Here is a 23,811-nt window from a genome sequence, read left to right on the forward strand (position 1 = left end):
AGAATCCGAAGGGCAAATGTAACGGTATGGAAATAGAGGCGTTGACTGAAATGCCGCCGACAGCGATGGACTTTTTATCGGCGGCGGGAAGTTCGGTTCTCTCACCTGCGAATCATGTATGTAACCAAGTATACGTTCTGTCCTAATTCGCCAAGCTGTTTTGTAAAAGCTGTCCTTCGTGCCAGCCATGAAGGGCTGCTGGGTGATGCTTCATTAGTTACCAATTGCTGGTCGCGCCTGGCGTAAGGGCCTGTCCTTGGCCGCGGGTTGGGTCGCGGTGGCACAGGCTTTGACTTCCCGACCGCTCTTGGAATCAACGTATTCTCTGCTAAGTTACCTGCGCCTGAGTTCGCTGGATTCGTTGGAGCAGCCCCATCCTCAGACGTGGACTTCGACCTGTTCAAAAACCTGAATAGTCTGCCCGTCAATACCGGCTTGGTTACATCGTCCCCAACGTGGACCGCAGCATGGACCGCTCTTTTAAGCGTATGTCTCAATATCCCCCCACTGATCTCTACAGCGGCCCCGATATAGGCGAGGTATTGCCCTGCTTGCATGGCTTTGGTGTTTCCCGTCACTGCACCATAAGTACTGGCAGCCGTTGATGCAGCACTGATAAAGGTTCCTGTCGCCAACACCGCGGTTGTAATGCTGGCGCCCGCGTATGAGGTCATCGATAAACCTAGAAATGCTATAGGGCCCGTGACGGGGGTGGCTATTCCAAACGTGGTAACTGTCGCGTAGAAACTGAGTAGCGTGAACACTACGCCAGCCGCGAGCGAGACCCAGGTCCATAGGCCCAGGTCCCCCCGCATCTCTGCCGGTATCGCATTCTCGTCGGGCCGTCGCAGCCTGCCGCTCTGGGAGCTGGCGTCATGCCCGGTGGGGTCGCGCCAGGCAATGGGGTTGCCCAGGCAATAGGTATAGGGGTTGACCCCACCTGCGCCAAAGGGGCTCAAGGAATCGGGGCTGTGAAAACGCATCATGCCGGGGTTGTAGGCTCTGTAGCCATTGCCCAGCAGGTACCAGCCCGTGTCTTTTTCGCATACCTCGCCGTTGAACCCAGCGACGCTGAGCAGCGCGTCATCGCTGTGGCGTTCTCCGTAGGCGCTGTAGACAGCTGTTCGCAACGTGTCCTGCTGGAACTCACCAATAACGCTCTGGTTCGCATCCGTCAGCAACAGCAGGGTTTCGGCAGGTTCTCCGATGGTCTGCTGGCCTATGGGTTGCTCGTCAATGTGCAGAAACTGAGTTCGTCGGTCGTCCTGCACCGTGCTGCTCAACTGCTGGCCCTGATAAAAACGCAGTATTTCGCTGTCACTGCCATTGCGGGTGGTGGCCAGATGATCATGGCTGTCGTAAGCGTATGTGTTGATCGGCTCACCTGTCGGTTTGTCCGTCCGTACAAGGCGGCTTTCACTGTCGTAGTACAACAGGTTGCCATGCTCGTCAGCGGACTGATTGCCGTTGGCGTCATAGTTGAACGTCGGGTGCGGTGTGTCCCGTGGAGGCCGGTAGGTGATGCCGAGTAACTGGCATCGGTCCCTGGAATCGGGGTCCCCTTCTTTGCCATAGCGGAAAATGGCCGTCTCAGTGCTGAAGCCGGCCTCATTGCTGACGTCGTCAAATCTGGTAGTGGTCAGGGTCATGTTGTCCAGCTCGTCGAAGATGAACGTCTGGTTGATGATCGCTTTGCCGGATGCGTGCACTGGCCGGTTACTGCCTGAATAGGTGACGCCGCTCAGACGACCTCGAGCGTCATACTTGAACTCTTCCAGCAGCAGCGGGTTGCCCGCTTCCTGCAAATGACGGCTTTGCATGAGCCCGTCGGGTTGCCATTGCTGTGTCAGCGTACGTACAGGGTGATTGCCGGCATTCTGCGTTCTGAGAACTTCCTGTCCCTGGTCATCATATTCAATACGGTTTACCAGGCTGGTTCCGGCTACTGTGTCATGGGTCGTCATCTCGCAGGGCTGACCCAGTGTGTCATAACGGGTGGTCACCTCCACGTTGCCCTGAACGGCACTTTCGAGTCGGCCGAACGTGTCATACCGGTAAATCGTTTCAACGCCTTTGACACTGTTTTTGACGCCGCCTTTGCTCCGGCCTTTGACTACACCTTTAACCGGGTTTTTGACGTCTTTTTGTTCGACATCGGTGCGATACATCGCACGGCCCTGCAAGGATGTCCGATGAAGGGTTTGCCAGGTCCGGCCTTGCAGATCTTCCCAGGTCTCTTTGGTCAGCTGGTTATGCGCGTCATATGCGTAAGTGCGCTTGCCCTGCTTATTGGTGGCAGAGATCAGGCGGGCACTGACGTTGTCATACTCGAAACGGGCAGCGTCATCCGGTGCAGTACTGGAGACACTGGAGACGATCTGATCGGTGAGTGCCAGGTTGTAGGTGTAGCTAATGTCATCACCCTTGGCCGTTTTGCGGGTTTTGATCTGCCGGTGACCGTCCTCATACTCGTAATGCTCGATACGTTGCCCTGCCTGGGCCAGTGTCAGACGCCCGAGCCCGTCGAACGTCTGTTTGCCTGCCGCGGTTTTGGTAATACCGTCCGGATGAATCACGTTCAGGCTGGTCGGCAGCTCGGTGGTGCTGAACGGTTCATACTCACGATGTGCCTCGCTGCTATCGGGCAAGCGTGTGCTGACCATGCGCGACCAGGCGTCATAACTGAACTGCGTTTTGTGGTCTGACGCATCGGTCTGTTCCGTGCAGCGTCCAATTCCGTCGTAGAGAAAAGTTTGTGAGCCCAGATCTTTTCCTGCTGCGTCCTGGCTCTTGATCTTGTCCGGTTTGCCGAACATGTTCAGCCAGGTCTCGCTACGACCACTGATCAGAGGTTCTGCGTCACCGCTTTGCACCCAGGTCTTCTGAACAGGACCGTTATGTTCTTTACTGCCGATGGGGTCGTGGTACTGGTGAGTCTGCATGCCGTGATCCGAGGCAATGACAGATTGCTGGTTCCAGTCGTCGTAGGTGTAGGTGTTTTGCATAGCGAACAGTTGCTGGTTGTCGAACCAGTCGTAATCCGTTTCGTATTGCACATTGTTCCAGGCGTTGTATTGCGCTGTATGGATCACGCACATTGCTTGCAGATCATTGCTGTCGATGTGGTCCCGTTCCTCGAGTATTGCCCGGCCCAGGCCGTCCATGACAGAGCGGGTCTTGACCTTGCGGGCGTCGGTCAGCACTTGTTCTGCCCACTGTCCCGTATCGGAACACAGGGTGTACTCGTACTCGCGACTGGCTTCATAGCCAGCACTTGAATTCGGTGCGATCGTTTCTTTGGTCAGCCGGTTGAGCGCGTCATAGACATAGCGGATCTCCACGCCTTCTTCCAGGGTCAGCAGCACCTGGCCGGTCAACAACGACTGCTGTTGCTGCTTGCTCATGCGAGTGTTGTCGAAGCCGATAGTGGTGATCTCTATCAGCTGTACCGGGACCTGCAAGTGTTTGCTGTTGCCCTTGCTGTTGCCCTTGCTCTTGTTGTTGCCTTTGCCCTTGATCTTGATCTTGATCTTGATCCTGATCTTGCCCTTACCCTTTTTCTTGCGGCTGCTGCTATTGGTGCTGTTGCTGTTGCTGTGACTGATGCTGGAGTGGCTGTACTCGTAGACGGTAACGGTGTCCTTTCCATTCAGGGACTCGATATTTCTCCCGGTTCGACCATGCTGGAAAGGCGCGTCCGGCTGGTTGATATGCTCCAGCAGGATCTTTTGCAACTCCACAGAGGTTCCATCGCTTTCAAGCTGCAGCAGTGTTTCGGTTTCCGGCACGATCCAGTCGGGTAACTCGCTGCCGGTCAGTGCAGGCAGCGTGCTGTAGCGATAACGTGTGGACAGGGTAGGGGCCCCGGACTGCGACGATGGCGCGGGTTTGACCACTTTTTCTTTCAGTCGGGAGACAAACCCTTCCGCATCGGCCGGGCAACCGTCGCCACCGCCGGCCGGGTACCAGCTGCTGACTTCTTTGATCCCGTCGGCGCGTGTATGCACCAGCGGATTGCCGTAAAGGTCATAGGTATAGGTGACGGTTTCTGTGCGCGTCCGCTCAGGCTCGTCCAGCCGTTGCCAACGGGTGGTGACTTCGCTGGGTAGCTGACAATTGTTGGGCTGCATGCAGTAACGCTCGCCCGGCCGAATGTTATAGGCGGTCGTGACCGTTTGCTGGTTGTTGTTCTGGGTCTGCAAGTGAAAGCGGTTGAAGGTCCGCTCTATGCTGCGCACGGCCTTGCTGTCGACCCACAGGCTTTCGGTACAGACATAGCTGTAGTCCTGCAAGGTTTTGTAAAGGTTGTCCAGGCCGTTGTCTTCCCAGGCGATGGTCAGCCCTGCACCGAGAAAATTTCGTGAGCGTTGCTGGCCGTCCTTGTAGGTATATCGCACATCGACCTTTGGCTGACCGAGGCAGGGATCGATGACGTGCCTGGTCACTCTGGGTATGGGCTGGCGAGCGGCGCTGGATGGAAACGCATGGCCTTCATCCTGGTAGTAAACATCTTCGCTGCTTCCAGACGGTGTCTCTACATGCTTCACGCACAATTGCTGGTCGTTCTTCGGGGTATATTCAAAGCGCCATGACGCATTATTCTCGGTGGGCAGGGTGATGCGCGATACGCGTTTGTCGGTGCCGGCGAGGGTCATCAAAAAGCGCGCCAGTGGAGCACCGCCAATGCCTTCATACGGATGCAGCTTCAGCTCGACGAAATCGTCGCTGCGTGCAATTTCCAACAGTGTCTGACCCAGGTCGTCAGTGATCGAAGCAAGCCTGTAGGTGCTGCTGTTGAACGGCTTGTGCTTGAGCGTGATGCTGTGCCCGGACGGCGCGATGATTTTCACCGCCCAGGCCATTCTTTTATTGCCGCTGATGTGCAACTCGAGGATTTCCACCAGACCTGATTTGTGCACCACCCGGTAGGACGTATCGTCCCGCTTGTAGAAGTGGAAGGTGTCAATTTTTTTCTCGCTCATCGTCCGTAGGCCGTTGCTGCCGGTGCCGTCGACCCGGAAGGTCTCGCCTGTGCTGAGGGACAGGATCTGAGTGGCAGGGTTGTATTGCGAAACCTGTAGATTCCAGCCCTTGCCATAGCCGCTGTCCAGCGTATTTAGCTGACTGTAGGACAGGTCGAGTCGGAACCCTGGTCCGCGCAGGTCATTGCTTTGCAGTTCGGGCATGCTGATCGATATGTTGTACAGCCCGGTGCGCGGGTCAACGCCGCTTTTCAGACAACTCATGAAATTGAACGCGTTGGAGTGCACGGAAGTAGAAGCAGCCATGGAGCGGACCTCGCTGATTGATGCGGGACAAGCGCAGCGGTGTCTGACAATTGTGCAGTCCTTGCGCTCTGGTCATTGACGCCCCCCAAGCCTGAACTCCCTGAGGCGTCCGTGTGGCTGGAGGTCTTGCCTAACCCTAACAGTCCGTATCCGGGCAACAACCTAGCAGTAGTGCTAGTGGGCAACTGGTGAGCACCGGCGTAAAAAAGTCCTATCCGCATTTGCAGGGGCAACCCTTGCGATACACCCATTCAGGCGGAAACGAGAAAGGAGTCTCACTCATGGCGCTGGATTTTCCCGCCCCCAAGGTGCCCGACCTGCAGCAGCCCGGGAATTACCTCGACCTGGATCAGTTGGGCAGCGCCGACCTGCTCACCTGGATCGACTATCCAGGGATCACGAACGGCGATCTGTTCATGCCCAACTGGCGAGGTTGTGGCGCTGAGGGCGCAGTGGACGACTATGTCGGCGATTTTATCGAGGTTAGGGGGCTGCAGCCTGAAGGCATGCCGCTGATGATCAATAACCCGTTGCTGATGAGGCTTGACAAGGGCTGGGTGTTTTACTCGTACACAGTCGAAGGTAGCGTCGAGGAGTCCCGGCGACTGTTTTTCTATGTTGGCAAACGTCCACCAACGGCTGCCGGGCTGGGGGTGCCGCAATGCAAGGAGTCTCACGATCTGAAGCTTGATCCCGACCTGCTGTGGGGCCTCAGTCAGGTGTCGATCGTGACGCCGCCGTATCTGGCCATGCGCGAGGGCGACAGAGTGACCCTCACACTGGATCTTTATTTCGAGGACGGCTGCTCCTTGTACCCTCTGGTCGAGTCCCGGTTATTGACTGGGAACGAGGTGGGCCAGCCTTTGCGGTGGTCGATAACCGCTGGCGAATTTTTGTCAATTGAAAATGGCGTCGCGCTGATGAGCTACTGCATCGAGTATGCCGATTCCACATTTATAACGGATTCAGTCACCCAGTCACTGGCCATCGTCGCACCGTCAGCGGCGTTATTGCCGCCATTGAGGATCAAGGATTTCAACGGTGGCTCACTGGATCCGGAAGCCTTTCCTGACGGCATCACCCTGCTGATCGATCCTTTCGGCATGCAGATCGATGACGATGTCGTGGTTTACGTTTCCAGCGGCAATATGCTGGTGCAGACCCTGAGGGCCGACATATCCAATCTCGACAGTGGCGTACTGCAGTTCTCGCTGGCGAATGCCTGGCTTTGCGCCAATAACGGCAAGGAAATCGAGCTGGTGTATCAGTACGCGCGACCAGGCCATGCCGCCAGTTCGTTGCCGCGCAAGGTCATGCTGAGTCTTCCGCTCGATCTTCCTGTGCCCGTTATCGACGACGCCCAGATCGAGAGCGCTGAAGAATGGGGAGTAAAGGGCTATATCTATGCCTCGTTGCTGCAGAACGGGGTGAAAATTCGCATACCGGACGATGCTTTCATCGGTGACGATTCCACGGTACAGATGCACTGGGAGGGCAATACAAGCACGGGCAGCTTTATCGCTGATCCTTCACCAGACGATCCGCGCCTGTTCATCATCCCGTCCACGGCGGTTCCGGCCAATATGGGCAAGTGGGTAGAGGTGTATTACAAGGTCGTTTCGCTGTCGCAGTCAGGCACTTCGCCGGTATTCAAACTGGAAGTCAGAGGCCTTGTCGGCGTTTGGCCGGTTATCCAGATCATGCGACCACGCATTACCGATACCCTGCTTTACCTCGACCTTGTGCCGTCAGAAGGTGCGGGTCTGGACCTCGCATCCTGGCCCTACATGGCACCCGGGCAACGGGTACGAATCAAGGCCATTGGTTTGTCACAATCGGGTTCGCCACAAGCGGTCGGGCTACGTACCGGCGCAGCCGAACCGCTCAGTGAGGCGGAATACCAATCCAGGCAGGTGTCGGTGATCATCCCGAGGGACTTTCTGGAGAGTCTGCAGAGAAAAACTCTGACCAACACCGTGACGGTTGAAGTCAGCTTTGATGACGGGGCGACTTACACACAGTTTCCGTCTATCGATTTCATCGCACTGGACGGTCATTCTTTACAGGCCGGCGGGCTGGCGCAGGACGCAACAGCCACTGGCATGATCCCACACATACACGGACGTAACCCCATGGCCAATAACACGCTGAACCACCTGACCGAGTGGATGAAAGACCTCGACAATAATGTTATGTGGGGTTGGGACTCCATCGCTGCAATGGCCCGAGGCAAGGTGAATAACCTGTTGCTTCAGGAGTATGTCGCGCGTTTTTCGTCGGATACCTATCTAAAGCCTGTGAGCGGAGAGGTGAGACTGAGCGAAGGGTTTAAAGAAAGCATTCACAATTTTATTCTGGATGCGCCCAGGCTGGCCTTCTCGAACGATAACCTCGGTCAGTCTCATGCAACATTGACCTGTTCGATCCTGGGCGGAACCCAATTGACGATGAAGAATAACGTCGATAATTGGGAAGCCTACAGGGTCATCCATATCGATGCGCTGCAAGGTCCGAAGCTGACACTGGATCTCGCGCTGGAAAGGGTCCCGGGCAATATCGAGAGCGATGGCCGGCTGCGGCTCGACCTCAAGGACAGTGACAATTTCATTCTTACCTTCGCGGCTGACAGGACTGACCGGGCACTCGGCGGAGCTTTTTTCAAAGCCTTGTTCAATGCGTTGCCGGACGAGGAGCGCATATGGACGCTTGGCGTGATCAAGCGTGGCACGAATAATCTGATGCACCCACAGTCTTTCAAACTGCGCACCCAGACCAATCCCGCTGCACCTCTCGACCCGCATGCCGCCAACTACGGCGACGGGGCCGTGTTGGTGTTCATTCGTCTGGAAGGCAGTCAGGAAGGCGGCGACATCCCGGTAGAGTACCAATACCTGATACCGGATGATGTCGGGAAAGATTACTCGGCCACCGTGTTGTTCAGTGCGGAGCGTACGTTCAAGGCGGCACTGTTCATAGGTGAAGTGACCAAGACCATTGCTTCGGTTATTGAAGGCGTTGTGTTCAAACCTGTTCATGATGGCTCCGGCCGACTGGTCAAGGCGACTGCCACGTCGGGCAGACTGAAGACGTCCGAGTCGAGCAGCCAGGATGTCCAGGTTCAAATCGATGGCGTGTCAGTCCTGGCAAATGTTTACAAAACCGAGACCTGGCTTGATGCGTTGGGGAGCACGCCTTTGTCTGTGGAGCTCATTGCCGATGGCACGGTGGCATTGACCTGGAAGTCCAAAGCAACCCCCGGCGTTGTGCTTACGTTGCCAGGCCATGGGGCGCTGCTGGTCATGAGCAAGGTCGTCACGGTCGATGTACGGTGCATTTATACCTTCGCCGAGGAAAACAACGACTTGGTTTTGATCCCCAGCCTCACGATAAACACCATCATCGATGGCCTGACTTTCGTGGAGATCCCTCCACCAGCAAACAGCTTTTCATTACTGTTTTTAATAGCGGCGGTAAAAAGCAATTTTGAGAAGTTGAACAAGGACCCGTTCGAGTCCGACATCAAAGCCGCACTGGCACGCAAACTCGCTACTCGTGTGCCGATCAGTTCGTTCATCCGGGACAGTATCGATCTCAATTTCAACGAAGCCATTGTGCCTGATGTATTGCGTGCGCCCAGAGACATAGCCGCCTTCGGCCGCATCAACAGTTCCGGGGCAGACTTTGTCGTCAGCCCGGCGGAGCATCTGATGGTGGTCGACAGTTCCACCACCTTCTCCATTCAACCGCCGGGTGCGAATGTGACCTGGAGTGTCGAACGTCTGCAGGGCGATGCGCAGAACTTCGGTGCCATCAATGGCACCGGCCGGTATTACGCGCCGGAAGCCTCTTTGACCGAGCTTGCGTTCACGCGTGTTCGGGTGACGGCCACTGACATGAACTCGAACTATCGAAGTTCGGCACTGGTCACGATCGTGACCAACCCGATCACCGTCAATCCGTTGATTCAGGTGTGTGACGCCGGGCAGATTGTGGAGCTCGAGGCAGGTTCGCTCGGCACAGAAGAAATGCACTGGTCGCTCAAGGATCCGGTTCCCGGCGAAAGCGGTGTTCTGGAGGGCAGTGCACTGGCTGATGGTGATCACCGTTACGTCGCGGCGCACAAGGTGCCCGGCAAAACCTATGTCCTGGATCAGATAGTCGTGACCAGCGGGCAGGCGAGTGTTTCGTCGTGGGTATTGGTAAAGCATCAAACCCCACTGTTGACCGTGAAAGTCGTAAAAACCGTGGAGGTTTCTGAAGTTCTGGAGGTTGCGAAGGTCGGCAAGCCCATGGACGTTGTGACCATTCGTGCTGATCAGGTTCAACTGCAAGCGTTTGCCAATGCCGTTGCGCTGCCTGGCGTCAGATGGAGAGTAGGCGCCGGGAGCGGGAGCATCAGTGACGGCTTGTACACCCCCGACATCTCGTCGACTGACCGGTTTGTGCTTATTTTTGCCGAGGCCGATCATCCAGTCTTTGACGTCATGGAGGGGCATATCATATTGCCGCTACCAGTGGGCGGGTTCGCCAAGGAGCTGGAATTGATGAAGGGCAAAGAAGTCCCAGCGTCCTGACCCAAGGCACATCGGTCTTATATATATATCAACATCACAGGAGGTGATGTCATGGCTGGTTATTCAGCGGAAAGTCTGTTGGCATGGATGAAAAATACCACGCGTCTCAGAGGCTGGGACGCGATCATTGCTCTGGATGGCGACAAGGTCAACGAGCTCCTCGACCATGTTTACCAACAGAGTCTGGCTCAGGGAATGTCGCGTCCGGTGCCGGACGGAAGTATCACGATTCCCGATACGTTTGATTCCCATTTTTTCTCGGGCTGCGTTCTCGGGCCACCAGGCTTGTCGTTCAAGCACAGCGTTCTGGAGAATTCGCTGCTGGCCTGGCGCATTTCAGTTATCGCCGGTTTGCATACCGTGATAGAGAACGCTCAAGGGCAACACAATATTCACAGAATCGCAGCCTACGACCCACTGAACGCGCCAGGCCTGGATTTCGATCTGGAACTGAGCAGTCAAAGCGCGGATCTGGTGGTGGACCTTGGTCTGGCTAAAAATCTTTCACTGGATTTTCCGGGCGGTTCTACCGAACGAGAGAAGATCGGCGACTTTTTTCAGGATTGGTTCAGCAACCCGGAAAATCATGAGCAGCAGTTCAGGCTGGGTATTTTCAACGAGCAGAGCAACGAATTGCTCAATGTACGTAGAATCGATGTGCGATCACAGCTTGAAAGCCCCGATGCTGTATCAGTCCATAAAAAAGGCGCGTTACTGCTGTTCGCGACCATGGAATACGGCGTGACGGGCGGGATTCCGGGTGGCGACTCCGACTTCCGTTACCTGATTCCCAACGATGCTCAGCAGTCGTACTCGGCGACCGCTGTGTTTTCCTCTCACGCACTGCACCGTGCTGCCTTTGGCCATGCGGTGATACAAATGCTGCAAGCGCCTGACTTCAGCTTCAGCGTTCCGGACGATAAACCGCTGCAGCGGATGGTCGCTCAGGCCGGCACGTTTGCAGTTCCGGCTGGAGAATATCGCAGCGCGGAATTCGTCTTTGAATCGGAACCGTTCAGCGTTCAGGCCTTCAACGCCCAGCATCCCCTGACCATTGACTTCGAGTACGCCCAGACCACGCAGACCTGGGAATTTCCCTGCACGCTGGGCTTTCGCTACAGAGCGCTGGACAGCGATGAATGGCAATCGCACAACGCTACCTTCAACATCAGCCTCAGGCATGAGTTTCATCTGACCGAAGGTGGGTCGGATGGTCAGGCAGTGGAAGGGCATCTTTATACACCTTACCTGTTCGACCATGAAGTCAGCGCCGTTCCAGGAACACTGGACAACCTGAGTTCCGGGGAGCTGGAGCAGGTCAACGGTTTCGTGGCCTACACCGTCAAACACGCGTTGCTGCAAGGGTTGAGCAAAACCCTGGATGCAACTGGCGCCGAGCGTTTTCTGGGCGGCTGGCTATTGCCTGACGAGCAAGTGTTACAACCTGTACTCAAGCGCCTGCCTTATGACCAGGTCGTGTTCGGACGCATCGATCCCGGTGCGTCGACGTTCAGTATCGCCGGGCACCAGGCATTGATCGCTACGGGAGAAGCGCTGCAATTGACCACCCAGCCTGCGCGGTCGGGCATCGTCTGGACCCTGGAAGATCCATCGGATGACGGTACTGAAGGTTTGGGAGAAATCGATAAGCAGGGTCGGTATACGGCGCCCGCAGCGCTGCCCGCAAAGCAGGGCTTTCAGCGTGTACTGATCAAGGCGATGGACCCGGTGTCGGGGCATTACAGTACCGCTGTGGTGACGGTGCTCACCAGCAGCGTCAGCGTCAGCCCGTTGATTCAGGTGTGTAATCACGGTCAGCGGGTAGCGCTTACAGCACGCAGTTCGCGTGCAACCAGCCTGAAATGGACGGTGGTCGATCCGGTAGCCGGAGAAAGCGGGACGCTTGAGGACGGCGTAGATGCATCGCATGAGAAGTTTTACGTCGCCGGTGCAGGGGGGCCAGGGAATACCTATGTCCTTGACACAATAACGGTCAGCGACGATCAGCACACCCAATCGATTCAGGTACTGGTCGTTCGCCACCCTCCGATGCTGTTCATAACGCTTGCCAGCGTCAATGATCAGCGTGCCGAGCTGAAAGTCGTCGTCAATGGCCGTGACCTTCCAGTCACCTGGAGTATTGATGGGCCGGGCTCTATAGACGCCACGGGTGTGTACAGCAGTGATGCCAAAGCACCCGAACGCTACGTTGTCGTGTTTGCAGAATTTGAAGACGAGTATTTTGGCACAATGGCCGGGCACTTGATTCTGCCGCTGCCATTGAGTGGTTCCTCCGGTGTGTTGCAGGCACTGACCGGGACAGCGGAGGGCACGGCGGCTACTGCAATGCCCCGTTCATTGAGCGGTATCGTGCAGCGAGCGGGTGCAGGTACCTTGACCCAAGGCTGGGGAGCCGTCGCGGCGGTCAGTCGCAGCGAGCTCAACCGGCATATAGAGCAACAATACATCGAACGCTATCAGGATCTGGCCTTCTTGCCGTTGTTCACCGGCGACATCGTGGTGGATGAGCGACAAGGCGACACTGTTCGTCTGAAACAGGTCGAGCTGGGCCTGTCGTTTCTGCCTGACTCGCCGGGCTCCAGCAGTGTCCTCGTCACGATGAACATCGTGTCTGGCCGTTACAGCGGCTTGCATCAGCCGGAGGGGAGTGTAACTACCGTGTCCGGCAGCTTCATCATCAGCGAGCCCATGGGCTTCAGGCTGGCGATGACTGTTGACCTCTTCGTGGGGGAGGAGGGGCATGTGCTGCTCGATCTGGCCGGCGGGGTTGACATTGCCTGTAATCTGGGGGGCTTCGATGATGTGATCAATCTGCGGCTGGCAGATTTCTTTGCTGAGGAGTTTAAGCAGATTGCACTTCATCGCCGGGTTTTCTCTGTGCTGCAGGCACAGCTCAATCGCTATCATGTTCAGACGCCAGCCAGCTTGCGGCTTGTTACCCGCGCTGCGCCGCGTTCAAGCGATGCGCGTATGGACACTACTACCGGTGATGGCGCGCTTGTGCTGTTCATGGGCGCGCAGGATGGCGACGCTGAAGGCGTGTTTGCGCCGACAGATGATTTCGTTTATCCGATACCTGATGATCGTGGGGCAGATGGTCAGCCAATCTACGGCACGGTGCTGATGCTCTCGCAGGAGACTCAGTCGATGATCGAGCGTGAACGTCTGCACGTGGCGGACTGCCTGAAGTTCACCTGTGGACGCGTATTCGAACCAATTGAGCAATACCGTCCACATGACCTGCTGTTGTTTGGCAGCCTTCGTTCGACACAGGCCAGCATTACACCCCTGTTTTCGACCCTGAAGGCCGGGCAGACTCAGCGATTTGTCCTGCACAACCCGCAAGGCGAAGAAGTACCGGCCACCAGCTGGAGTGCATTAAGCATTCAAAGCCACCTGGCTACCGGAAGCGGCAGCATCTCTTCCAGCGGCGTCTACACGGCGGCGGGTATTGAGGCGATCGGCCATGACGCGCTGCGCGTGGTAATCACAGCCACGTATGAAGAGTCAGGCGCTGTCGTCAAGGTCTCGGCGCTGGTGGGTGTGGTATCACGCAGCATGGAGTTGGCGCCACGTGTAACGGTAGTGCCAGGGGGGGCTGCGCTGCAAACGGTCTCGCTGGCGGCTTCGACGCTTGACGGCAGCCCGGTGAGCTGGGCGTTGCTGGACCCCGAGCTTGGCAGGTTGAGTGAGGCCGGCAAGGGCGCGCTCTTCAGTCCGGATGCCAGGTCCGGAAAAAGAGCACTGGCGGTGCAACAGATAGAGGCGTTGGGTAATGACCGTGGTATCGCTACGGTGCTTATTGCCAACGGGCAGCAAACGCTGCGTATCGAGCCGTCTTTCGTACCCAGAGCACGGCCCAAGGTAGCGGTGCATTTACACGATGACAGCGCACTGCTGCCCGGGCTTGAGCGGCGCTGGAAAGTGGTGGGTGGGCTTGGCACTGTTGATCGGCAGGGGCTTTTCATGCCGCCCGATGAGGCGCTTGTCGCCAGTAGCGTGGTGAGCTGTGAAGTGCTGAGCAATGGGGTGGTTATGGCGTACGGCTATAGCGTCATCGAATTATCCGAAGTCATCGATGAAGAAAGTTGGCAAGAAATGTCGATGTTTATCGTCACGGTTCCTGGCTCGTCATCGCCTTACGGTAATACAGGCAATCTGTACCCCAACGGTTATCAGCAACTCAGGCTGCAGATCAAGACCCAGATAACGCCGCACAACGGCATCGAGTACGAGCTGAGTCCCACCGAAAGGGCCTCCATGCGTCTGGTATACGATGAATCCAATCAATGTATCGAGTCAGTACTCTCCCATCTTGAAGGCATACCCGAGGGGGATAGCCAAGAGTGGCGCGTGCGCAGTCAATATAACCGCTTCGAGCTATCCGGGGCCGGCGTCTTGGCTGCTGAATCGGGCCTGGATGCGTCACGGACAATCACGCAGAACTTCTTCCTGCACAGCCGGGCGGCATCGGGTTTCATCGGCGTCTTCCACGCGAAATTTCAGGATGACAACGCCAATTGGTGGACCTCTTTGATGATTGAAGAGATGAACAGCAAGGTTGAAATCACCCCGCGACACTTGCCCAGGTTCGATGCCCGCAATTACACCTTCATTCCGCGGCGTGCACATGGGGATGGCGGAGATCCTCCGGTTGATCCGCCGTTGAGTGGGGCTCCGGACTTTGGGGAGGATGTGCATTTCGATTACCAGTTCGAGACCACTGATTACTGGACGCTGGCTTTCATTAACCCCGATACCCGGCAATGGGTGAACTTCGAGACGCTGAAGTTTCTGCCCTCCAAGCCTGACGGTGACGTGATCAATACGTCGATCATTCTCTGGGAGAGCGAGCAGAAAGAAGAAAAAATGTTCAGCTGGACGGGTTTTATTTTCGACGACCCTGCGGTTATCGGTGATGTAAGCAAGGTGAACTTTGACGAAGCGCTCCAGGACGTGATGGGGGATGTTCACACGTTGGACATTGACGTCAAGATGTCCTTATTCGAGACCGGCAAACTGGTCATCAGCCTGCACCGCCTCCGGGGCCTTGAATATATCCCGGCAGGTCACCTCGCACGCGACAAATTGATGGGGGAAATAGCAGTCCTGTTGCTCGATAAGCAGGGCAATGCCCATAAACGACGAATCGGTTTTCTGGCCACCGGCGTCGGCAGGCGCAACCGTCTCATGCATACCCTCTATTCGGTATAGAAGCCCGAATGAGGCATTGATGCCACACACCGACAGGGAGTCATTATTATTATGAATGCGCTAGGGTCTGTTCCCGTTTCACATTGGCAGCCACAGAAAAGCGCAGGCCATTGCTATGACGCTTTCATAGTTTCTCTTGAGTTTGTCGAACCGAGAAGCCGCCGCCCGGAAATGCTTCAACCGGGCAAAGGCGTTTTCTACGAGATGTCGATTGCGATATAACCCTTTGTCCAGATCTGCGTTCCCTTTCAGAGAATTGCGCTTTCGTGGAATCACCACTTTGCTGCCTTGCTGCTCGACCTGAGCGCGTATCGCTTCAGTGTCGTAGCCCTTGTCCGCAATGATCACTTCTGCATTGGGCATCTTGGCAATCAACGAGGCCGCCTGCGAACAATCATTGGTCTGGCCTCCGGTCACGTCAAATGCAATGGGCAGCCCACAAGCGTCTACAGCCAGGTGAATCTTGCTGGTGTTACCGGCTCGGCTTTTTCCGATGGCCTGGTCCTGCGTGCTGGCAGCACCTGCACTGTGCTGATGAGCCTTTACATAACTGCCATCAATGAAAACCCACTCCATGTCAGGATCGGTCATCAGCACCTCAAGCACCTTGACCCACTTGCCTGAAGCAGACCAGGCATTGAACCGCTTGTAGACCTTGCTCCAGTTTCCAAACGCTTTCGGCAGGTCTCGCCAAGGGCAACCCACACGCATGCGGTACAGCATGCCTTCAACCGTGGTGCGCAAATCTCGCTTGTTGTAGATCGATTCGTGCAGCAAAATTTCTCGAAGCTTCGGCCAGTGCTCATCACTGAGCATTAATCGGGGCATTGCAGGCTCGTATTGGTGTTGTGTGAGAACTCCAACAATACGGGCCTGTTCTCATAGAGATCAATGGGTTACGTCGAAACGGGAACAGACCCTAAGTAAAACCTTTGCGTGTGTAGTGCTTGCGGGTTTGACAGGCTGTACGCTCGTCCCGTCCCACAGCCCTGTGCCAAAGCCCCCGGCACAGGCGGTTCGACTGATCATGCTCGCAGCAAACGCTGATGGCGGAGGCAAGAACTGCACCTTTACCGCCAAGGACGACACGGTTTATCTCAACAAAGAAGATCATGAGTGCACGAACGATGAGATGAGTTTTATCAAGCTGGATAATGTGCGCTCAGCCATGAAGATATACCTGGAATCCAGAGATTGTAATGATTCGGGAGGCTGGGTATTTGGGCTCGAGACTTATATCGACCCCCTTACAACACCCTGGATATCCATCGACCAGCTCAGAAGCAAACCGGTCGGCACCATCGTCAGTCGCGGCGTTCTTGTGATCAAGGCGTATGACGGTGATGAAAATATAAAAGGCAAGTTGTCCTGCGTGCGTGTCGATGTATCGGATTAGCTGTTAGTACAACTGAACGTGTCAGGCCTGTTTAACCGTCGCCCCCGTGGGCGGCGGTTATCTTAATACATAAAGTTCGAGGTTCATGGAACATGACAGCATCGACTTCCGTACACTCCAACGCGTTCAACTTTCTCAGTTATGTACAGAGCGGCGTTGACCCCCGCACCGGGCAGTACACGGTGGCGATCACCCTGCCCGATGTCAAAACCAACGGATTGCGTGGCCCGGGCATGCCACTGGCACTCAACTATAATCCTCTCAACCGTCAGGACAGCGGCTTTGGTCTTGGCTGGAACCTGCAATTGTCGCAGTACGATCCGGGTAAGCAGATCGTATCGCTGAGCAGCGGCGAGACATTCAAGGTCGATGGCACCGGCGACGGCCAGATGCTGATGTCGGAAAAGAAAATCGACAGCTTCCACTTGTACAAGGAGGACGATAATCACTACCGGGTGATGCACAAGTCCGGTCTGGTGGAGCAGCTCGAAATGCGCGGCAGCGGCACCAACAGAGTCGCGCTGCCGGTGCGCGTATTCGCCCCTGAAGGTCACAGTATCACGCTGGATTACGCTTCTTTCGGCGGGCATCAAATGCTCAGCGAAATCAAGGATGACTCGGGTCAGCTCCTGCTCGGCATCAGCCGCGACGCAACGTCGGTGAAGTTGCGTATGACCACTGGCGAGGGCCCCGATGCGACCTTCGTGATGGTGCTGGGTGGATCGGATCACCGTGTCAACCGTATCGAATTGCCGACCGACAATGCTGCCTCCTGGCGTTTTGTATACAACACGATCCGTGAGCATTTATGCATGACGGCGGTGGAAACACCCGCTGGCGGCCGGGAAGAGATCTTTTATACCGACAGCGGCCATCAGTTTCCTGAGAGGGCGGAACGCGCGCCTCTCCCCAGAGTCACGCGCCATCGCACGACGCCCGGCCTGGGGCAGGCGCAAATGGACGTTTATTACACTTACAAGGACAGTTTCGGGCGCGAGCATAATTTTCTGGGCGCAGGGCTGGATATCGCCTGGGAAGACAATGGTCTGGACAATCTGTATCTGTACCGCGGGGCGGAGCTATACGAGTACTCGTCGACCGAAACATTGCGTGTCGAGGTCGCGGGCAAGGCTGATGCCGAGCGCAGCATCGAACGAACCTTCAACCAGTTTCACCTGCTCACTCGAGAAACCACGCGCAAGAACCTTAGCGTCATGCAGGTGGACACTCGTTACTACATCGAGCCGGGAGAACCCTTTTCGACTCAGATTGCCTACTGTCAGCTGCCCAAAGAGGTCCAGACCACCTGGCGGCTGTCGTCAGACGGCAGTGTGCCGCGCAGTGAGACTGTCAGCAGCACGTATGACAAGCACGGTAATCTGCTCACTCAGACTCAGGCCAACGGTGTGGTCGAGGCCAGTGAGTGGTATCTGGCCGACGGCGAGGACGGATGCCCGAAGGACCCTGAAGGCTTCGTCCGCTGGATGAAAAGTAGCAAGGTCACCCCGGCGATATCCGGCTACGGCAAGGCACCGGTCCTGATCACCCGCTATCGCTACCTTGCGTTGCCAGCAGTGGGTGGCGGCCAGCTACAGAAATGGCTTGCACCGCAAAGCGAGACGTTACTGATGCAGGCCCCTGACGGTGAGCAGGAACAGCAACGCACGACCTACGAATACTTCGATGAGCCGAACAATGCAGTCCTGCACGGTCGGCTCAAATTGCAGCAAGTGATCATGGGTGGAAAGGTGACCAGCACAGCGTACGCCTACAGCATTCCTGTGCGCCTCCCCAAGAACACCACTGAAAGTGCTCCCGAGAACACTCCCGAAAGCGTCCCTGAGAGCAGCCGTTATGCCGCGACAGTGCTGCAAACCGTACAGACCGTAACCGGCTTCGATGGCGCGAAGAAGGTCATTACGCTGGAGGATTCTCTGCTCGATGGCGAACCCTTGCTCAATCGCGACGACAACAACGTGGAAATTCGTTATGTCTACGACAGCCTGCGACGTGTGCTGAGTGAAACCGTGGCACCAAATGATGAAACCTACAACGCGACCAGAAGTTACGAGTATCAGCTATGTGCCAACGCGACTGATCAGGCCATGCAGACGCTCATCGACGTCAAAGGGGTAAAAACCTGCAGCCACTTCGATGGCCTCAACCGAGTCGTCTGTGAGGAACGGGATGACGCAGATAATCCTGCACGCGCCGATAAGCCCCGACAGACCTACGAGGCTGTTTATGATGCGTGGGGGCTTATGGTCAGTGAGACCGAGTTTGACTGGCTGGGCCAGCAGGATCTGGCGCTCAAGAGCGTCTTCGAATACGACGATTGGGGCAAGCAGCGCTGCGTCACCGGGCCGGATGGCGTCAAGACGTTCGAAGAGACCGACCCTATTGGTACGGCGCAATCGCAGGGCCCGATTCAACGTAGCTGGATCGAAGGCAACGGTGGCGGTAAAAGCGAGTTCACCGAGACCTGGATGAACCTGTTCGAACAGCCGACCCGCAGCGAGCGAAAGGATCAGGCTGAAAACTCGGTCAGTCTGAGCCAGTACCATTACGACGGCCTTGGCCGCCGTGTCGAGGAAATTGTCGGGGAAGCGGGCGGCGAGCGGCGCACCACCTCTGTTTACGACGTCTTTGATCGGGTGATCGAGTCCACATTGCCAAGCAGGGCCATCGTGCGTCGCAGCTATGCTGGCTACAGCAGCGAAGACTTGCCCGTCAGTATCGGCATCGAGCACAACGGCAAAAGCATTGTGTTGGGAGAGCAGGAGTTCGATGGGCTGGATCGTCTGGTCAGCTCTGTCACCGGGGGTCGTAAACGTACGCTTGTTTACGACCCCGGTCTGCTGCAACCCAAAACGATAACCCTGCCCAGCAAGCGGAAAATCGACTACGAATACAAGCCCCAGGTGGGCGATGAGCCGTGGCGCAGGGTGCAGTCCGAAGCTGTGCCTGAACCTGAAACCACCTGCGAAGTTGATCCGCTGAAAGAGTCCGGGCCTGTCCGGACTGCGGAGCCGGGTGTGGCTGCCGATTACAGTTACGATAAGCAGAATGCTCGTCTGCTTCATTCCTCGGAGCAGGACGAGATACTGGATCGCGAGTATTACAGCACCGGCTCGCTGAAAAGCGAGAAGCGCACCTCGGCAGGCAAGACCTACGACATGTTCTACAGCTACAGCCGATTGGGCCTGCTGCTGTCTTACACCGACGTACTGGGACAGGAGCAGGTCAACCGCTATGACAGCTGCGGTCGTCTTTACGAAACCTCGCTGGGTGAGGTCTATTCAACGTTCGACTACGACACTGTCTTTGGTCGCCTCGCAAAAATCACCACCACCGACAAGACCGACGGCAGCCGCGAGAGAACCGTCGCGAACAGCCTTGAATATGATGATCTGGGTCGGGAAGTAAAGCGTACATTTGACCTCGACGGCGTCGAGCAACAGATGGTTCAGGTCTATGATGATGTGGATAACATGGTCCAGCGTATCCTGCGCCAAGGCACTGAAACACTCCGTGACGAAACCTACCTTTACGATACGTCCGGTCGCCTGGGTCAATACCAATGCACGGGAACTCAGCGGCCAGTGGACCCCTATGGCAGGACCCTCCGCGCGCAGGTTTTCACTTTCGATGGCGCGAACAACCTGACGGTCGTCACGACCCGCTTCAATGACGGCAGCGACGACAACAGCAATGTCGAGAGCAACAATGCCAGGTATTTTTACGAAGGTGACGACCCGGTGCAGTTGAGCCGGGTGACGAACACTAACGATAAATACTACCCGTCTGAAATCAAACTTGAGTACGACCTGGACGGCAACCTCAAAACCGACGAAGCCGGGCGCACGCTTAAATACGATCCCCTCGGCCGCCTGATCGAAGTAGGCACGCCCTCGGCCGGCATTCATTACCAGTATGACCCCCAGGACCAACTGACCGGGGAGACCCGTGGCGACGACAGGGACCTGCGCTTCTATAGCGACGCAGGGCTGGCCAATCAACTTGGCAGCCATGTCCAGAGCACCTTCATGCGTGGCGACGACTACCTGCTGGCCGAACAGCAGAGTGATCACACGCTGCTGCTTGCCACAGACGGCAGCGACAGTGTGCTGGGCGAGGTGGGTGGCGACGGGATCAATCGGAGGAGGTATACGGCCTACGGCCATGCCAGCGGTGAAGCTCCACCACTCGGTAAACTGGGGTTCAATGGCGAACTGGCCGAGGCGGATAGCGGCTGGCAAATGCTGGGGAATGGTTATCGGGCCTACAGCCCGGTGTTGATGCGCTTCAACAGTCCCGATAGCTGGAGTCCGTTTGGCAAGGGAGGGGTGAATGGGTATGCGTATGTCGAGGGGGACCCGGTGAACAGGGTGGATCCGTCGGGGCATAGTCCTTGGGGGGCGTTGATCAGGCTTCTTACGGCGCCTCTCAGTTCGACGGCCAAGAATATCCCCAAAAGCCTCCTCAAGACCAGATACGGTGAGTCAGCCCGATTAAGTAGAGTGACGGTTAAGGATGTCGTAAATATTGACAAGCATGTGGCGAGAAAGGCGGTAAAATCGGATGTCGCGTTCAAGGAACTGCAAAGTGTTCAGACGAAACTTGATCGTGCAGTTTCCAAAGGGCTTGATACTTCAAGGCTCGCCAACGAATACAAAGCTGCACAAGCAAACTATCAACCGTTTCAGGACCTGTACGAGGCTTCAACGTTTGCCAAAACTAATGTCGGGCAACGAGCGATCACTCCATATGCAAGAGATGTGTTCAAGCGCTCGGCGAAAGAGTTTGATATTGATCAGGCTGTCACTGCTCAACAACAAAGGATAGCGCAGGGTAATGCTCTGGCAAAGAGAGATGGAATAAGAGTTCCCACAGCGCAGCGCAGTTACCTGGGTGATGGGAATTCTTGATGGCACGCGTTTTCCCAGAATAACCGGGCAACAACAGATTTACTGTTGCCCGGCTTAACTCAAAAGCTTGAAATACGTTTTACATCACTCCACCAAAATAACCCCCTGCCTGATCGCCATCACCAGCGCCGCCTTCAATGACGTCACCCCGAACTTGCGGCGGATATTGCTGGTATGAAAGTGCACGGTCGCTTCCGTGCACCCTTGAATACGGGATATCTCCCACGCGGATTTGCCGATCGCCACCCATTCCAGGACTTGTCGTTCCTTGACGGTCAACTGGACAGTGGCGGGTGTGGTGTGGGAGGGCGGCGTGGTGCCGGGTGGTTTTCCGTTGTCGCGAAGCATGGTGAAGTCCTTTTCCTGAAGATCGCCGCACCACGATACCCCCGCAATCCCCAACGCGAACCTGACATAAATGACAGCGCTGGAGGTCCGCGAAGGCCTTGCGCCGTCAAGGCTGTAGGGCTTTTTTACAGCTTCTTTACGCCCCGACCAGCCTGTCGATCTCGCGCCTTTACACCCTGCCTGCGGACAATCTCCCCACGCGGCCTGTGCCGTATCGGTGTTGCCTGATGGGGGAAATTTCAATGAGCGTTATGGATGGTATCTCGCTGCTGATGGGAGTCGGGCTGTTCATCTATCTGCTGGTGGCGCTGTTGCGCGCCGACCAGAGTCAGGAGTGATCATGCACAGTTACGATTATCTGTTGATCCTGGCCTTTCTGGTCCTGCTGCTGGCACCCGCGCCTTGGTTGGGGCGTTTCTATTATCGGGTCATGGAAGGCGAGCGCACCTGGCTGAGCCCGGTGCTGGGGCCGGTCGAGCGGGCCTGCTACCGAATTTCCGGCGTCGACCCGAAAACCGAGCAATCCTGGCAGCAATACATGTGGGCCTTGCTGGCGTTCAACCTGGCAGGCTTTGTCGTGCTGTTCGCGATGCTGATGCTGCAAGGCGCGCTGCCGCTCAACCCGCAGCAACTACCGGGCATGGAATGGTCGCTGGCTTTCAACACGGCGATGAGTTTTGTCACCAACACCAACTGGCAGGCCTACAGCGGCGAAGCGTCGCTCAGCTACCTGAGCCAGATGGTCGGCCTGACCGTGCAGAACTTCGTCAGCGCTGCCACAGGTCTCGCCGTGCTGGTCGCGCTATGTCGCGGTATCAGCCGTCGCTCGTCGCAGAGCCTGGGTAACTTTTGGGCCGACATGACCCGCGCCACGCTCTATGGGCTGTTGCCGATCAGTATCGTGCTGGCCGTGTTTCTGGTCTGGCAGGGCGTGCCGCAGAACTTCGGCCATTACATTGATGCGCTGACCCTGCAAGGCGCGGATCAAAGCCTGCCGATGGGCCCTGCGGCCAGCCAGATATCGATCAAGCAGCTGGGCACCAACGGTGGTGGCTTCTTCGGCGTCAACTCGGCGCACCCGTTCGAGAACCCGACGGCGTGGAGCAACCTGTTCGAACTGGTGTCGATCCTGCTGATCCCGGCAGCGCTGGTGTTCACCTTTGGCCACTACGTCAAGGACATGCGCCAGAGCCGCGCGATTCTTGGCTGCATGCTGGCACTGCTGTTGATCGGCGGCGCGGTGTCGCTGTGGACCGAGTACCAGCCCAACCCGGCACTGAACATCGCCGGTGTCGAGCAGACCGCACCGCTGGAAGGCAAGGAAACCCGCTTCGGCACCACCGGCACGGTGCTGTGGTCAGTCGCTACCACTGCGGCCTCCAACGGTTCGGTCAACGGTATGCACGACAGCCTCAACCCTTTGACCGGCATGGTTGCGCTGGTCAACATGATGGTCGGTGAAGTGATTTTCGGCGGCGTGGGTGTGGGCCTCAACGGCATGCTGCTGAACGTACTGATTGCGGTATTTCTCTCCGGCCTGATGATTGGCCGCACGCCGGAATACCTCGGCAAGAAGCTGCAAGCGCAGGAAGTCCGGCTGCTGGTCGCCACCCTGCTGGTGATGCCGGTCGGCGTGCTGGTGCTGGGCGCGATTGCTGCCAGCCTGCCTGGCCCGGCCGGTGCGGTCAGCAACCCCGGCCCGCACGGTTTCAGTCAGTTGCTGTACGCCTACACCTCGGCCACGGCAAACAACGGCTCGGCGTTCGGCGGTTTCAGTGCCAACACCGTGTTCCACAACCTGATGCTCAGCCTGGCGATCTTCATTGGCCGCTTTGGTTACATCCTGCCGGTGCTGGCACTGGCTGGCAGCCTGGCCATGAAGAAAACCGCACCACAGGGTCAGAACAGCTTCCCGACCCACGGCCTGCTGTTTGTCACTCTGCTGACCGTCACCATTTTGCTGGTGGGTGGTTTGACCTTCCTGCCGACCCTGGCACTGGGGCCGATTGCCGAACACCTGAGCCTGGGTTTCTGAGGAACCG

Annotated in this window: 9 protein-coding genes; 6 read left to right on the plus strand and 3 right to left on the minus strand. The window is 56.7% G+C overall.

Annotated features, from left to right (window positions below; translation table 11 throughout):
* Nucleotides 1-101 precede the first annotated feature (101 nt).
* A complete protein-coding gene (locus tag AC4ANK_RS10995; protein ID WP_460382950.1) occupies nt 102-5,288 on the minus strand; it encodes an RHS repeat-associated core domain-containing protein in 5,187 nt (1,728 codons plus the stop codon).
* A gap of 281 nt (nt 5,289-5,569) precedes the next feature.
* Here AC4ANK_RS10995 and AC4ANK_RS11000 point away from each other — a divergent pair, with 281 nt between their 5' ends.
* Together AC4ANK_RS11000 and AC4ANK_RS11005 are read left to right on the plus strand one after the other, a co-directional pair.
* Nucleotides 5,570-9,862 (plus strand): hypothetical protein, encoded by a 4,293-nt coding sequence (locus AC4ANK_RS11000; protein WP_081029278.1) that lies wholly within the window; start codon nt 5,570-5,572, stop codon nt 9,860-9,862.
* 51 nt (nt 9,863-9,913) lie between these two features.
* The gene (locus AC4ANK_RS11005) at nt 9,914-15,097 is read left to right on the plus strand and encodes an imidazole glycerol phosphate synthase (protein WP_460382948.1); all 5,184 of its coding nucleotides are present in this window, start codon (nt 9,914-9,916) and stop codon (nt 15,095-15,097) included.
* A gap of 78 nt (nt 15,098-15,175) precedes the next feature.
* On the opposite strand, the gene AC4ANK_RS11010 is transcribed toward AC4ANK_RS11005, so the two are convergent.
* Entirely contained in the window at nt 15,176-15,925 is a 750-nt protein-coding gene (locus tag AC4ANK_RS11010; protein ID WP_460382697.1) for an IS5 family transposase, read from the minus strand.
* 37 nt (nt 15,926-15,962) lie between these two features.
* On the opposite strand from AC4ANK_RS11010, the gene AC4ANK_RS11015 reads away from it, so the two are divergent.
* Nucleotides 15,963-16,493 (plus strand): hypothetical protein, encoded by a 531-nt coding sequence (locus AC4ANK_RS11015; protein WP_460385216.1) that lies wholly within the window; start codon nt 15,963-15,965, stop codon nt 16,491-16,493.
* Nucleotides 16,494-16,585: 92 nt separating this feature from the next.
* Entirely contained in the window at nt 16,586-21,421 is a 4,836-nt protein-coding gene (locus AC4ANK_RS11020) for an RHS repeat domain-containing protein (RefSeq protein WP_460382946.1), read from the plus strand.
* 84 nt (nt 21,422-21,505) lie between these two features.
* On the opposite strand, the gene AC4ANK_RS11025 is transcribed toward AC4ANK_RS11020, so the two are convergent.
* The gene (locus AC4ANK_RS11025) at nt 21,506-21,769 is read right to left on the minus strand and encodes a helix-turn-helix domain-containing protein (protein ID WP_004659166.1); all 264 of its coding nucleotides are present in this window, start codon (nt 21,767-21,769) and stop codon (nt 21,506-21,508) included.
* A gap of 242 nt (nt 21,770-22,011) precedes the next feature.
* Between AC4ANK_RS11025 and kdpF the strand changes: the two genes are divergently transcribed.
* On the plus strand, nt 22,012-22,107 hold the full coding sequence (kdpF, locus tag AC4ANK_RS11030) for a K(+)-transporting ATPase subunit F (protein WP_003406089.1): 96 nt from the start codon (nt 22,012-22,014) through the stop codon (nt 22,105-22,107).
* Between the two features lie 2 nt (nt 22,108-22,109).
* Nucleotides 22,110-23,804, plus strand: a complete 1,695-nt coding sequence (gene kdpA / locus AC4ANK_RS11035) for a potassium-transporting ATPase subunit KdpA (RefSeq protein WP_044344885.1) — start codon at nt 22,110-22,112, stop codon at nt 23,802-23,804.
* The last annotated feature ends 7 nt before the right edge of the window (nt 23,805-23,811 follow it).

It is taken from the genome of Pseudomonas sp. Pmew2 (assembly GCF_058129885.1).